This is a genomic window from Methanothrix harundinacea 6Ac (assembly GCF_000235565.1).
GTDB lineage: Archaea > Halobacteriota > Methanosarcinia > Methanotrichales > Methanotrichaceae > Methanocrinis > Methanocrinis harundinaceus.
This window is the reverse complement of sequence record NC_017527.1, coordinates 1,017,852-1,031,194: the sequence shown is the minus strand read 5'-3', so window position 1 is coordinate 1,031,194 and position 13,343 is coordinate 1,017,852. Positions and strand designations below refer to the sequence as shown.

The window sequence follows — 13,343 nt, the reverse complement described above, 5'->3', positions numbered from 1 at the left end:
AGGCGCCGACGAAAGGAGGATCGGAGCCCCGGACCATTCGGCTGGTCCCTCCACCTTCGGAAGGATGACCCGAAAGGCATTATAGCCATGGCATAGCATAACATTTAGAGGTTCGCCGTCTTCGCGGCTGGAGTTGATCCATGATCCGAGTTCTGATGGTAGACGACGACCCCGTCATCCTGGAGATCGCGAGGATATTCCTGGGCAGGTCCGGAGATATCCAGGTCGACGGCGTGGCGTCGGCGGTGGAGGCGGTCGCGAGGCTTAAGGACGGCCGCTACGACGTCATCGTCTCCGATTACGTGATGCCAGAGATGGACGGCCTATCCTTCCTCAAATGGGTCCGAAGCCGGGACCCGGAGGTCCCCTTCATCCTCTTCACCGGGAAGGGACGGGAGGAGGTGGTGATCGAGGCCCTGAACAACGGAGCCGATTACTACCTCCAGAAGGACGCAAACCCGAAGGTCCTCTACGCGGAGCTGACCCACCAGATCCGGCAGGCAGCGGAGCGGATGAGGACCAAAAAGGCGGTCGTCGAGAGCGAGGAGAGGTATCGGGCCCTCTTCGAGAATATGAACGAGGGCTTCGTCCTCTACGAGATCCTCCGCAACCCGGTGGGGAGGGCCACCGACTACCTCGTCAGGGACGCAAACCCCCAGATCGAGCTCTTCACCGGGTGGAGGGCGCAAGAGGCCATCGGAAGGAGAGCCTCGGAGATCTTCCCCTCAGAGGTCCCCCCCTTCCTTGAGATATACTCGAGGGTGGACGAGACGGGGTGCCCCGCCAAGTTCGAAGGCTGCTTCCCGGAGACGGGGAGGCACTTCAGCATATCCGCCTTCTCGATAGGGAGGGGGAGGTTCGCGACGATATTCTCCGAGATCACCGAGCAGAAGAGGATGAACGAGGAGCTCTGCCGGGCCCATCATCAGCTCCAGGAGATCATAGACATCCTCCCCGACGCCACCTTCGTCATCGATGAGAAGAGGACCGTCATCGCCTGGAACCGGGCGATCGAGGAGATGACCGGCGTCTCCAAGGGGGAGATCGTGGGAAGGGGGCCCTACTCTTACGGAGAGCCCTTCTACGGGTTTGAGACCCCGGTCTTGATCGATTCGATCTTCTCCGAGGACTCCGGGATAGTGAAGGAGTACGATCATCTCAGCCGGAGGGGAGACGCCGTCTTCGCCGAGGTCTACGTCCCCCACCTCTACGGAGGCAGGGGGGCCTACATCTGGGCGATCGCCTCGCCCCTCTTCGACGACGACGGGAGGATCGTCGGGGCGATCGAGTCGATCAGGGACGTCACCGATAGGAAGCGAGCTGAGCTGGCCCTCCGGGAGGCGACGGACTACCTGGAGAGCCTCCTCCACTACGCCAACGCCCCCATCGCCGTATGGGGGCCTAACATGAAGTTCATCCGCTTCAACAGGGCCTTCGAGCGGCTGACGGGCTACGCCGCCGAGGAGGTGATCGGCAAGGAGGCGACGATCCTCCTCCCCGACGAGGAGAGGGAGGAGGCCCTGGCGAAGATGGCCTACGCCCTGGAGGGGGAGGGGTGGGAGTCGGTGGAGATCCCCATCCGTTGCCGGGACGGGACCGTCAGGATAGTCCTCTGGAACTCGGCGAACATCCGGTCGGAGAAGGACGGGACCGTCGTCGCCACCATCATCCAGGGGCAGGAGATCACCGAGAGGAAGCTCGCGGAGGAGAGGCTGATCCAGGCCCACAAGCAGCTGCTGGAGATCATCGACTTTCTCCCCGACCCGACCTTCGTCATAGATGGGGAGAGGAGGGTGATAGCCTGGAACCGGGCGATCGAGGAGATGAGCGGCGTCCCCAAGGACGAGATCGTCGGGAAGGGGGATTACGCCTACGGCGAGGTCTTCTACGGGACAAAAAGGCCTATCCTCATCGACATGATCTTCTCGAAGGACGAGGATCTGGAGTCGCTATACCATTACGTCAAGAGAGAGGGGGATACCCTCTTCGCCGAGGCCTACGTGACCCCCCCCAGGACCGGGAGGGGGTCTTACGTCTGGGGGACCGCCTCCCCCCTCTTCGACAGGGACGGAAATATCGCAGGGGCGATCGAGTCGATCCGGGACGTCACCGAGATCAAGGAGACGGAGATGGCCCTCCAGGAGAACGAGGAGGGGCTGAAGCTCGTCATCGAGGGGGCGAACCTGGGGATCTGGGACAGGAATGTGGAGACGGGGGAGGTGGTCCGGAACCGGCGGCTGGTGGAGATCCTCGGCTGCTCAGAGGGCGACCTGGTGGGGAACGTCCGGGAGAGGGAGGAGATGATCCACCCCGACGACTTCGAGGGCGTGATGGCGGCCCTGGACGACCACTTCGCCGGGAGGAGCCCCCACTACGAGATCGACTACCGGCTGAGGCGAAAGGACGGCCGGTGGATATGGGTCCACGACCGGGGCCAGGTGATGGCTAGAGACGGAGCGGGCCGCCCCCTGAGGATGACGGGGATCACCCAGGATATCACCGAGATCCGGAGGTACCATGAGGCCCTCCAGGAGGCGAACCGGAAGCTGAAGCTCCTCAGCAGCATCACCCGCCACGACATCCAGAACCAGATCACCGCCCTCTCCGGGTACGTCCACCTCCTGAGGGAGGGGATCCCCCGGGACCCGGCCGCCGAGAGGTACATCGACCGGATCGGGGAGGTGGCGGAGACGATCAAAAGGCAGCTCGCCTTCGCCCGGGACTACCAGGAGATGGGGGTCAAGGCGCCGGAGTGGCAGAGGGTCAGCGAGGCGGTCCGGCGGGCGGCGGCCGCCTCCCCCGCCGAGATATCCCGGGGGCAGGTCCGGCTCGAGGTGGAGACGGAGACGGTCGAGGTCTTCGCCGATCCGATGCTGGAGAAGGTCTTCTGCAACCTCCTGGAGAACTCCCTCCGCCACGGGGGAGGCGTCACGGGGGTCCGGGTCTCCTTCTTCGAGAGAGAGAGGGGCGTGGAGGCCGAGGGGGTCATCGCCGTCGAGGACGACGGCCTGGGGATCCCCGCCGGGATGAAGGCCCGGATCTTCGACCAGGCCTTCGGGAGGCACACCGGCTACGGCCTCTTCCTCAGCCAGGAGATCCTGGGGATCACCGGGATGACCATCACCGAGACCGGCGAGGAGGGGCGGGGGGCGAGGTTCGAGATATCTGTACCGAGGGAGAATTATAGGTGGGTCTCAGTTTAGCTTCCCGACGCTTTAGCTTCCCGACACTTTGAAAATCAAAGGACCAATAAGAGGAAGATAATATAAATATTCAATTAGGATAGTTTTTGTTCCATTTAATTTCAATATCATCAAAGATTTCATCACCTTTTAGTGGTAAAGGAGAAAAGCGTTGATCAAGATTGGGATTAATCCATTGGGTCCTACATACGAAGTATTCATAAAAATCAGATGCTGCTAAATAGTTTCGATGCCGACGTTCATTGAAAATGTATAGCCACACAACATCTGCTGGTTTACCTTTATGTTTAGCTTCTTGGATTTCATTCGAGTAAAACTCACGTTTTTTTATATCCTCATTAGCTGCATGAATTATAGATTTTATCTCGCTTTTTGAAAGCCCTTTTTTAATGAGCAAAAACCCTTTCAAACGTTTAGCAATGCCTGTATGTGCTGGTTCCAAATCCATAACAGCGTATTTTTGCTTATTGAGGTCAGATTCCAAGTCTTGGGAGATATTCTGTCTTTCAAGGGATCCATAATCTTTTTTGCCATACCGAGAAGCGCGCCGTTTTTCTTCTTTGATTTTCGTTAGGACTGTTTGTCGAATATCGTCGATTTCTTCTTCAGGATAATCGATGGCCAATGATATTCTTTCAAAATTTGCAGGAATCGATTTCATGACAGAGGACTTGCCACCGACTCTTGCTTCATGGAGATCATAAAGAGGAAGTTCCACTATTTTTCATCCCTTGCTCTCCATCTTCAAATCGGCAAATAACCCTATCACGTTTGCAGGGTCCATAGAAACCAGATCCGCCCGGAATCGGAGGTGAATGGTCGGGATCAAATGCATTCACAATACAGATAAAGCCGTATAAAGTGCTGTAGGCATCTGCTATCGCTTTTTCATTGTAAGATTTTACATCAGGATTAAAAGTTAGTACAAAAAGAGTATCGATTACGCCTCTCAACTTGATGAGATCTTGGGCTGAGAGATAATCATAACAGATGAATACGGAAAAATTTCCGAAATGTGTTTTGAATACAAAAAGTTCATCGCCTTCTACCATCCGTGGGGAGTCATATTTAGATTTAAATAATTTTTTCTGTCTGATCACACGGCCGTCTGGAAGAGCTACTGCACATGAGTTGACGAAATATTCCGGGGAGATTTTCTCATAGTCGAGTCCTGTAATGATGATTATATTATTCTTTTTCGATTTCATTTTAAGATGATCAAGCTCAGATGCTGGAAAAAATATTTCAGGAAAGATTATGACATCTGCATCTTTTTGAACTGCTTGATCAAGCATATCATCAAATATTTTTAGGTTCTGCTCTAAACCAATCCGATTTAATGCATAATCATCTTTAGTATAACATTCATCAAATGATATTTTCGGCTGTACTAAGGCGATCCGCGAAAAAGGTTTAACGTACGAACCAACGCTGACTCTGCGCACATTCGGAAGAACGACATAGCGGAATTTCAAAGTCTCAATTAAGTCGGAAATTTCAGAAAGCAGATTCGAGTAATCTTTTGATGAGTCGATTTCATCAGGTTTGCGATAAATATCAAAAAGACGTACAATTGTTCGCGCAGCATCTGGATCCCTTGTCACCGAAACTACTTCTAAGACAACGGAAATGCAACTTAGAAGAGATCGAGAAAAAGACCATCTAAGAATTAAATCTTCGAGTTGGTCAGGATTCGCACATGCTTTTTTAGTGATTTTTAATTTTTCAGAAACGATCGTCAAAGCTTCCTTGACCTCAAAATCCCCTTTCAGAGCAGATGAATGTGTTGCTAGATCCACAAGTATTTGTTCCGCAGCAATAATGTCTTCAAAGTAATGAAATTCTATTGTTCTTTCAAATTCATCAATTGATGGCTTATTCGAGAGGAGCTTGAGAATTTTCTCCGTTTCAATCCTGAGCCAACTGTGCGGTTTTCTGTCGCCGATTCTAAACCCTATATAAACCACACTCACATGAGATGAGGACGCCAAGTCGTCTTCAATAACATGAAAACACTTAAAAGCAAGATCTAGCAGATCTTTTCTCTCAGGGTCACCAGTCACTAGCTCGATATTTAGCTGAGCTAAATCTGCATCTGAAGATAATTCAAGTTTGGTGCAAACAACTCCTTCGTCGCTTAAAGTTTGTAGCATTGCCTCTAAATTACGAGATTTCGAATCGAGGATGATAGCTTTTGGAATATGGAATTCAGAAACTGCTAGTACTTTAGGGTTTTTTCTACATCCAAGGAGTTTCTTATAATCACGCTGAACATCCTCTAGAGTCTTATTAATTAGCCAGTGATTCCCGTTCTCATTTTCTCCTAAACGAGAAAGAAAAATCATGTAATTATCACACATGGAAACAAAACAACGAAATGCCAAATCTAAATCATGAAACGGATCGGGTGCAAGAACATCTATCGAAAAATCACCGATTTCAGCATAGATCCTTTTTAGTTCACCTGATAGGCCTTTCAAAATATCAATAAATTCAGCTTTTGTGATGCTATCATCAATGAGTTTTCCGTACAACTCTGATGCTTTCTCAACAAGCTCTATAGATTGCCTAACATATAAATCTAATTTAGTTAAATAATTATTTAAATCATTTTCAATCATTTATACCATCTCGCATGTCGTTATTCTTCTGAAATTCGTCTAAAATATTAAATATTATATAAAATACCATCGTTATCAAACCTCGCACTCCGCCAGGATCTCCGCCGCGAGCCTCCTCATCCTATCCTCGCTGACGAGCTCCCCCACCAGCCGGAGGGCGAACTCCATCGCCGTCCCCGCGGCCTTGCTGGTGACGAGCTTTCCCGAGACGACGACCCGGTCGTCGACGTACTGGTCGTCGGACAGATCTTTCCGCCCGGCGGGGTGGATCGTCGCACGCCTCCCCTCCACCACCCCGGCCTTGATCAGAACCGAGGGCGCGCCGCAGATGGCGGCAACGTACTTTCCCAGCTCATCCATCCGGCGGACCAGGTCGAGGACCCGCTCGTCCTCGCCCAGGTGAACGAAGCCCGGATAGCCTCCGGGGAGGACGACGGCATCGAAATCCTCGGGGTCGATCTCGTCGATGGAGGCGTCGGGGACGATTCTGATCCCGTGGGACCCCCGGACGGCCCCGACCTCGTCCTCGTCGGCCGCGCCTCCCCTCCCGGCAGATCCATCTCCATTTCTCTTGCCGAGGCTTGCGGTCACCACCTCCACCTCGGCCCGCCTCAGGATGTCGACGATCGTCACAAACTCGATCTCTTCAAAGCCCTCTGCCATGGGAACGACGACCTTCAAGACCTGCAGCCTCCAGCTTCTCCTGACTTTACGCGATCAGAGGAGCTTTCAGCCTCCGATCTCTTATAACTTTCCCAAAGATCGGATTCGGGCGGGGTTCCCTCATCATTCCAGTCTCCTCAGGTCGAAGCCCCACCGGCTGACGCCGGGGGCGACGTTCCCGCACCTGCGGTGATGCTCAACCGTTAAACCCCGGCCCTCGAAATCCCGGATGAGCCCCTCGACCTGATGGCGCTTTTTGAAAGTGTAAAAGTGGATCGCGCCGCCGGCCTTGACGAGGGGGCTTATGGCCTCGAGGATATCGTCTCTGCCGTAGGGGGTGGGGACGACGGCCCGGTCGAACCGCCTCTCCGGAGGCCTCGCCTCCCCCCCTCCCCCCGACCCCGTCGTCTCTCCCTCCTCGGGAGCTCTCCCTGTCAGGGCCCGGCAGAAGGCGAAGGCGTCAGCGTTCACTATCTCGATCCCATCGCCGACCCCGTTCAGCTTTGCGTTCTCCGCCAGCCACCGGCACCCCTCGGGGCTGATCTCCAGGGCCAGGACCCTCGCCGCCGCCGCGGCCAGGGGGATCGCAAAGGGGCCGACCCCGGCGAAGGGGACGATCGCCCGCTCTCCGGGGAGGACCTTTGATGCGACCCTCATCCTCTCGCCGGCGAGGCGGGGGTTGAAGAAGACCCGGGCGACGTCGAGGCGGTAAGAATAGCCGTACTCCCGGTGGCAGGTGAGGGTGCCGCCGCCGGCGAGGACCTCGAACTCGGCGACCCTCCGCTCCCCCTCCACCTTTGAGATCTTGTTGAGGACGGTCCTGACGTTCTTGTGAGAGGAGATGATCGCCTCGCCGATCCGCCTCCCCTCGCCCTGCCGGGCCGGAGAAATCGAGACCACCGCCACATCCCCCACCAGGTAGAAGCTCTCGACGTCCGGGCGGACCCCGCCGGAGGCAGAGCCTCTCGGTCCGCCCTTCCGCCTCATACTCCGCCTCCGCTGGCTTGAGGAGGGAGTCCATCGGCGGAAGCCATCTGGCTTTTACTCATAAAGGCCGCCTGGTATCGGTAGCAGATAAAGCCGTCGACCTGAGTCCTGGCGGGCAGGAGTCCGGAGACCTCGGCAGCATTCCGGAAAGGGATCGGGGGTCAGGTTAAGTAGTTTTAACGCCAAAGAGGGGAGAAAGCAGGCGAGATCCGGCGGGGTCTGGAGACGGCCGGCCTCCCGGCCGCCGACGTGGTGGAGGCGGATCCAGTTGAACGAGAAGGGCGATTTTAAAGGGGCGCTGAGGGGGGAGTCGATCGCCTACTTCTCGATGGAGATCGGCCTGGACGAGAGGATCCCCACATACGCCGGGGGGCTTGGGACCCTCGCCGGGGACACGGTCAGGTCGAGCGCCGACCTGGGGATTCCACTCGTCGCCGTCACCCTGGCGAGCCGGAAGGGGAGCTTCCGGCAGGAGCTGGACGAGATCGGAAGACAGATCGAGCACCCGGCGGAGTGGGACCCCTCGGAGCTCTGCGACCTCCTGCCGGAGAGGGCGATGGTCCGGGTTCGGGGGCGGCCCGTCGCCGTCGCCGCCTGGGAGCAGATCCTGAAGAGCCCCACCGGAGGGTCCGTCCCCGTCCTCTTCCTCGACACCAACCTGGTGGAGAACTCCCCGGAGGATAGGGGGATCACCGACGTCCTCTACGGCGGGGACGACCGGTACCGGCTGAAGCAGGAGATCGTCCTGGGGGTAGGGGGTATGAGGATCCTGGAGGCCCTGGGGTTCTCTATCCGGAAGTACCACATGAACGAGGGGCATTCAAGCCTCCTCGCCCTGGAGCTTCTGGAGAGGTCTGGCGGGGACCCGGAGGGGGTCAGGAAGAGGTGCGTCTTCACCACCCACACCCCGGTCCAGGCGGGCCACGACCAGTTCTCCTACGAGATCGTCCGGGAGATCCTCGGGGGAGGGGCGATAGAGATGCTGAGGAGGTTCGGCGGCCGGGATAGGCTGAACATGACCCTCTTCGCCCTCAACCTCTCGATGTACGTCAACGGCGTCGCAAAAAGGCACCGTGAGACCTCGCGATCGATGTTTCCGGGCTACGAGATCCACTCGGTGACGAACGGGGTCCACTCCCACTCCTGGACCTGCCCCTCCTTCCGGGAGCTCTACGACCGATACCTTCCCGGCTGGGCGAACGAGCCGGAGATGCTGGTGAAGGTCGGGATCGTCCCAGACGAGAAGATCGTGGAGGCCCACGCCGCTGCCAAGGGGGAGCTTATCGATTACGTCAACCGGTCGACGGGGGCGGCGATGGACCCCGAGGTCCTGACCCTGGGGTTTGCGAGGCGGTCGACGGAGTACAAGAGGCCGACCCTCCTCTTCTCCGACCTGGACCGGCTCCGGAGGATCAGCTCCCGGGGCGAGGTCCAGGTGGTGATGGCGGGGAAGGCCCACCCGCGAGACCTCCAGGGAAAGAGGCTGATCGAGGAGATCTTCCGGGTCGCCCGGGCCCTGAAGGGCGATATCGAGGTGGCCTACCTGGCGAACTACGACATGATTCTCGCATCGAAGATGATCTCGGGGGTCGACGTCTGGCTGAACACGCCGCTGCGGCCCCTGGAGGCCTCGGGGACGAGCGGGATGAAGGCAGCCCACAACGGCGTCATAAACTTCAGCGTCCTCGACGGCTGGTGGATCGAGGGGTGGATCGAGGGGGTGACCGGCTGGTCTATCGGCCCCGGACCCGAGGAGGACCTACCCCCCGAGGAGGGGAGGCGAAAGGATACAGAGGACCTCTACAGCAAGCTCGAGTACATCATAGCTCCGACCTTCTACCACCGGAAGGACGACTGGGTGAGGATGATGAACAACTCCATCGGGATGCTCGCCTACTACTTCAACAGCCACCGGATGATGAGAAGGTACGTCACCGAGGCGTACCTCTGAGGATCGGGTGCGTTCATCATAGCCGGGAGGCTTTGGTGGAGATCGCCGGGCCTGGTCCCAGGAGACGGAGGGGACCTCTATGAGGGAGGGCAGATCGGTGAAGGGCGGGGGAGGAGGCCGCCTGGTATCGCCGACCGGGGTGGCTGGGCAGCCCCTCAGCGGTAGGGGTCGACCTCTAGGGGGCTTTCAGCGATCTCCTCCAGCCTCCCCTTCAGGTCCGAGAGGTCTCCTGAGAGCCGATCCTCCAGGAGGGCGAGGCTCCGCCTCCGGTCCTCGAGCTCCGCCTCCAGGGATGAGATCCTCTGGCGGACCAGGTCCCGCTTCGCCTTCAGCCGTGCCGTATCGCCCCCCCTCTTCGAGAGGCTCTCCTCGAGCTCCTCGATCTCGGCCGTGAGGGCGGAGTGGCGGGCCTTGAGGAGATGGAGGGGGCGATCCTCCAGGAGGTGGTCGATATGCTCCATCACCCGCTCCCTCATCTTATCCCGCAGGCCCAGGAGGTCCACCTTCGACTTCAGCTCAGAGAGCGCCCCCGACGCATCCCCCTCCAGGGCCCGAGCCGGCGCGACGATCAGAAGCTCGAAGACCTCCCGGTGCTGGAGGGCTATCCGGTCGCTATCATCCTGCTTCACCGCCCGAGAGAGGGCCTTGGCGAGGGGGGCGACGAGGTCCCTCATGCTCATCTCGATCTGATCCCTCTCCCTCATCTTCTCCTCCAGGTACCTCTTCTCCTCCCGGCCCCTCCTCCCCTCGTCGCTCCGGGACCAGGCCTCGATCTCCTCCTGGTGGCCCGCCTCCTCATCCCTCAGGCGGGAGAGGAGGGCCTCCCCATCGGAGATCTCGGCCCTGAGGGCCTCGATCTGGCCCCTCCCCTCCCGGACCCTCGCGGCGGCCGAGGCCGCCTCTCTATGGGCCCCAAGGCTCTCCTCCCGCTCCTGGAGGAGGTCGCCTAACTCCGATAGGTGGCGACTGATCGCCCCCAGGTCGGATTTGATCGCCTCCACCTCTCCGGGGAAGAGGGCGGCGGTGTACCTCTGAGCCCGACCGAACTTCTGAACGGTGTTCTGGAGGAGCTTGAGGATCGTCGAGTGGTACTCCTCCGCCGAAGCCTGATCCACCCTCCGGGGAGGGGCGAGCTTCCCGGCCAGGACCCTCATCTGCCGGACCACCGTCTCCCTGGTGGCGGTCCCCGCCTTGAGGAGGCGGGGCGGGGCCTCCTCCGCCGGCTCCGCCGACTCCAGGGCTGAAAGGTCCCGCTCCAGGTCCCTCGCCACCCCCTCGATGGAGGCGTAGAGGGACCTGACCCCGCCTTCAAACCCCGAGTCGGCGGATCGGTCGGCGATCCACCCATCGACGCGGGAGAGGTCTAGCTTCGGCGGCTCCTCCGCCGGGGCCGGCGGGGGCGACTCCTTCGAAAAGATCTTTTTTAGCCACTTCAAGGCCGATCCCACCTCTCTTCCAGAGAGGGATGAGACCTTATAAACTATCCGACCTCTCGGCTCCCAAAAGTCTTAAGCAGGGGCGGGCCAATCCCGACCACCATGAAGTTCGATCCAGCCCGCATTCGGGAGGCTGCCGGCGAGGACTTCGACGCCGCCTGGCAGCAGGGAGGGGAGTACTTAGAGGTGCCGCCCCTGAACCGGCGCTACCCCAGGCGCGTCTCGTCCTACGGGAGGCCTCACCCCATCTTCGACGTCATCGGGAGGCTCCGGGAGGCGTACCTCCGCCTCGGCTTCGACGAGGCGATCAACCCGCTGATCGTCGAGGACAGCGAGGTGAAGAAGCAGTTCGGGAGCGAGGCGCTGGCGGTTCTGGATCGATGTTTCTACCTCGCCGGGCTCCCCCGCCCCGACGTCGGGATCTCCGAGAGCCGGGCCGGCCAGATGAAGGAGCTCCTCGGCCGGGACCTCTCGGCGGAGGAGGTGGACGCCGTCAGGAGGATCCTCCACGGCTACAAGAAGGGGACGGTGGAGGGGGACGACCTCGTCCACGAGATCTCCGCCGCCCTCGGGGCCTCCGACGCCCTCGTCTCGACCCTCCTGGCGGAGGTCTTCCCCGAGTTTGAGGCCCTCGCCCCCGCGGCGACGACGAAGACCCTCCGGAGCCACATGACCTCCGGCTGGTTCATCACCCTCGGAAGCCTAGCCGGGAGGGCGTCCCTCCCAACAAAGCTCTTCTCCATCGACCGCTGCTTCCGGCGGGAGCAGTCGGAGGACGCGGCGAGATTGATGACGTATCATTCGGCGAGCTGCGTCATCATGGATGAGGACCTGTCGGTGGAGGACGGGAAGGTCGTCGCCGACGGCCTCCTCGCCCAGTTCGGATTTCAGAAGTTCAGATTTTTGCCCGACGACAAACGGAGCAAGTACTACGTCCCCGATACCCAGATCGAGGTCTACGCCTACCACCCCGGCCTCGTCGGGTCGTCGACCAAATACAGCACCGGCTGGGTGGAGGTCGCCACCTTCGGGATCTACTCCCCGACGGCCCTATCGATGTACGATGTCCCCTATCCGGTGATGAACCTCGGCCTCGGGGTCGAGAGGCTGGCGATGATCCTCTACGGTGCGAAGGACCTGCGGGCCCTGACCTATCCGCAGTTCGTCCAGGACCCCGACCTCTCGGCGAGGGATATGGCGATGATGATAAGAGTCGAGGAGGAGCCGGAAACCCGGGCAGGGATCGAGATCGCGAGGTCAATTGTCCGGACCTGCGATCTCCACGGCGACGCCCCGTCGCCATGCGAGTTTGAGGCGTGGAGGGGGACGGTCTCAGGGAGGAAGGTCGTCGTCAGGGTGGTGGAGCCGGAGGAGAATACCAAGCTCTGCGGCCCCGCCGCCAACAACGAGGTCCTCGTCTACAAGGAGAACATCCTGGGGGTCCCCAAGACCTCCAAGTGGGAGGACGCCTTCGAGAACGGGGTCACCACCGGCATGAGGTTCATCGACTCCTTCGCGGAGCTCGCCGCCCGGAAGGCCGAAGAGGCGGCCCTGAGGGGAGAGGGGTCGGAGACGAGGGTCCGGATCGTGAGAGGCCCCGGGGACGTGAACCTCCGGCTGGAGCCGGCTCTCGAGAGGTACATCACCAGCAGGAATAAGAAGATCGACCTCCGGGGGCCGGTCTTCACGACGGTCAGAAGCGAGGTCCTCGATTAGGATCGAGAGCAGACGGATCGATGGTCGATTTAGGATCTTCAAGGCAGGCAATTTGGAGGCGGATAATTCATGGTGAGGACGCCGGATTCGAACGCCGGGGAGAAGCGGGCCGCCGGGGAGGCGGCGGCGGGTATGGTGAGAGACGGGATGGTCCTGGGGCTCGGGACGGGCTCGACCGTCGCCTGGACGATCAAGAAGATAGGAGAGATGGTGGAGGAGGGGATGGAGGTTCTGGGGGTCCCGACGTCCTACCAGGCGCAGGAGCTGGCGATAGCTGCGGGGATCCCCCTCACGAGCCTCGACCAGGACCCGGTCCTCGACCTCGCCATCGACGGGGCGGACGAGATCGCAAAAGACCTCACCGCCATCAAGGGGGGCGGCGCCGCCCACGCCCGGGAGAAGGTCGTCGCCGCCTCCGCCCGGTGGTTTGTCATCGTCGCCGACTCATCCAAATACGTCGATTCCCTCAGCCATCCCGTCCCTGTGGAGGTCCTGCCCATCGCCGGCAGGCTTGCGAGCCGGAGGATCGAGGAGCTGGGGGGTTCCCCCCAGATCCGGCAGGCTAAGATGAAAGACGGCCCGGTGATCACCGACAACGGAAACTTCGTCATCGACGCCGACTTCGGGAGGATCGAGGACCCCGGCGGCCTCGCCGCCCGGCTCTCGGAGATCCCCGGGGTTGTGGAGCACGGGATCTTCGAGAACGTCAACGAGCTGGTCGTCGTCATCGACGGAGCTGTGAAGACCTTCCGCCGCGAGTGATACC

9 protein-coding genes are annotated in these 13,343 nt (G+C 59.5%); 4 read left to right on the top strand and 5 right to left on the bottom strand.

Annotated elements, in window-relative coordinates; all coding sequences use genetic code 11:
• Positions 1-140 precede the first annotated feature (140 nt).
• Complete coding sequence (locus tag MHAR_RS12425; RefSeq protein ID WP_014586491.1) at positions 141-3,203, top strand: response regulator; 3,063 nt, start codon at positions 141-143, stop codon at positions 3,201-3,203.
• A 70-nt stretch (positions 3,204-3,273) separates the two neighbouring features.
• Here MHAR_RS12425 and MHAR_RS13280 read toward each other — a convergent pair whose 3' ends face one another.
• The 4 genes from MHAR_RS13280 to MHAR_RS04805 all read right to left on the bottom strand — a co-directional run bounded on the left by MHAR_RS13280 (position 3,274) and on the right by MHAR_RS04805 (position 7,474).
• Positions 3,274-3,921 (bottom strand): hypothetical protein, encoded by a 648-nt coding sequence (locus tag MHAR_RS13280; protein ID WP_014586490.1) that lies wholly within the window; start codon positions 3,919-3,921, stop codon positions 3,274-3,276.
• The gene (locus MHAR_RS12865; protein WP_014586489.1) at positions 3,902-5,824 is read right to left on the bottom strand and encodes a carbon-nitrogen hydrolase family protein; all 1,923 of its coding nucleotides are present in this window, start codon (positions 5,822-5,824) and stop codon (positions 3,902-3,904) included. The genes MHAR_RS13280 and MHAR_RS12865 overlap by 20 nt, the downstream gene beginning before the upstream one ends.
• Before the next feature lie 75 nt (positions 5,825-5,899).
• A complete protein-coding gene (locus MHAR_RS04810) occupies positions 5,900-6,505 on the bottom strand; it encodes a DJ-1 family glyoxalase III (protein ID WP_014586488.1) in 606 nt (201 codons plus the stop codon).
• 105 nt (positions 6,506-6,610) lie between these two features.
• A complete protein-coding gene (locus MHAR_RS04805; protein ID WP_014586487.1) occupies positions 6,611-7,474 on the bottom strand; it encodes a class I SAM-dependent methyltransferase in 864 nt (287 codons plus the stop codon).
• A 268-nt stretch (positions 7,475-7,742) separates the two neighbouring features.
• Between MHAR_RS04805 and glgP the strand changes: the two genes are divergently transcribed.
• Positions 7,743-9,425: an alpha-glucan family phosphorylase gene (glgP, locus tag MHAR_RS04800; protein ID WP_014586486.1), complete on the top strand. Its 1,683-nt coding sequence runs from the start codon at positions 7,743-7,745 to the stop codon at positions 9,423-9,425.
• Between the two features lie 155 nt (positions 9,426-9,580).
• On the opposite strand, the gene MHAR_RS04795 is transcribed toward glgP, so the two are convergent.
• Positions 9,581-10,861: a hypothetical protein gene (locus tag MHAR_RS04795; protein ID WP_014586485.1), complete on the bottom strand. Its 1,281-nt coding sequence runs from the start codon at positions 10,859-10,861 to the stop codon at positions 9,581-9,583.
• Between the two features lie 102 nt (positions 10,862-10,963).
• Between MHAR_RS04795 and sepS the strand changes: the two genes are divergently transcribed.
• Entirely contained in the window at positions 10,964-12,577 is a 1,614-nt protein-coding gene (sepS, locus tag MHAR_RS04790; protein WP_014586484.1) for an O-phosphoserine--tRNA ligase, read from the top strand.
• Between the two features lie 69 nt (positions 12,578-12,646).
• Positions 12,647-13,339, top strand: coding sequence for a ribose-5-phosphate isomerase RpiA (gene rpiA, locus MHAR_RS04785; protein WP_014586483.1), 693 nt, complete (start codon positions 12,647-12,649; stop codon positions 13,337-13,339).
• The last annotated feature ends 4 nt before the right edge of the window (positions 13,340-13,343 follow it).

Excerpts from the sequence above, each read along its gene's own strand:
- MHAR_RS12425 (WP_014586491.1), top strand. The coding sequence starts at position 141 with ATGATCCGAGTTCTGATGGTAGACGACGACCCCGTCATCCTGGAGATC.
- MHAR_RS12865 (WP_014586489.1), bottom strand. The coding sequence starts at position 5,824 with ATGATTGAAAATGATTTAAATAATTATTTAACTAAATTAGATTTATAT.
- MHAR_RS04805 (WP_014586487.1), bottom strand. The coding sequence starts at position 7,474 with ATGAGGCGGAAGGGCGGACCGAGAGGCTCTGCCTCCGGCGGGGTCCGC.
- sepS (WP_014586484.1), top strand. The coding sequence starts at position 10,964 with ATGAAGTTCGATCCAGCCCGCATTCGGGAGGCTGCCGGCGAGGACTTC.
- rpiA (WP_014586483.1), top strand. The coding sequence starts at position 12,647 with ATGGTGAGGACGCCGGATTCGAACGCCGGGGAGAAGCGGGCCGCCGGG.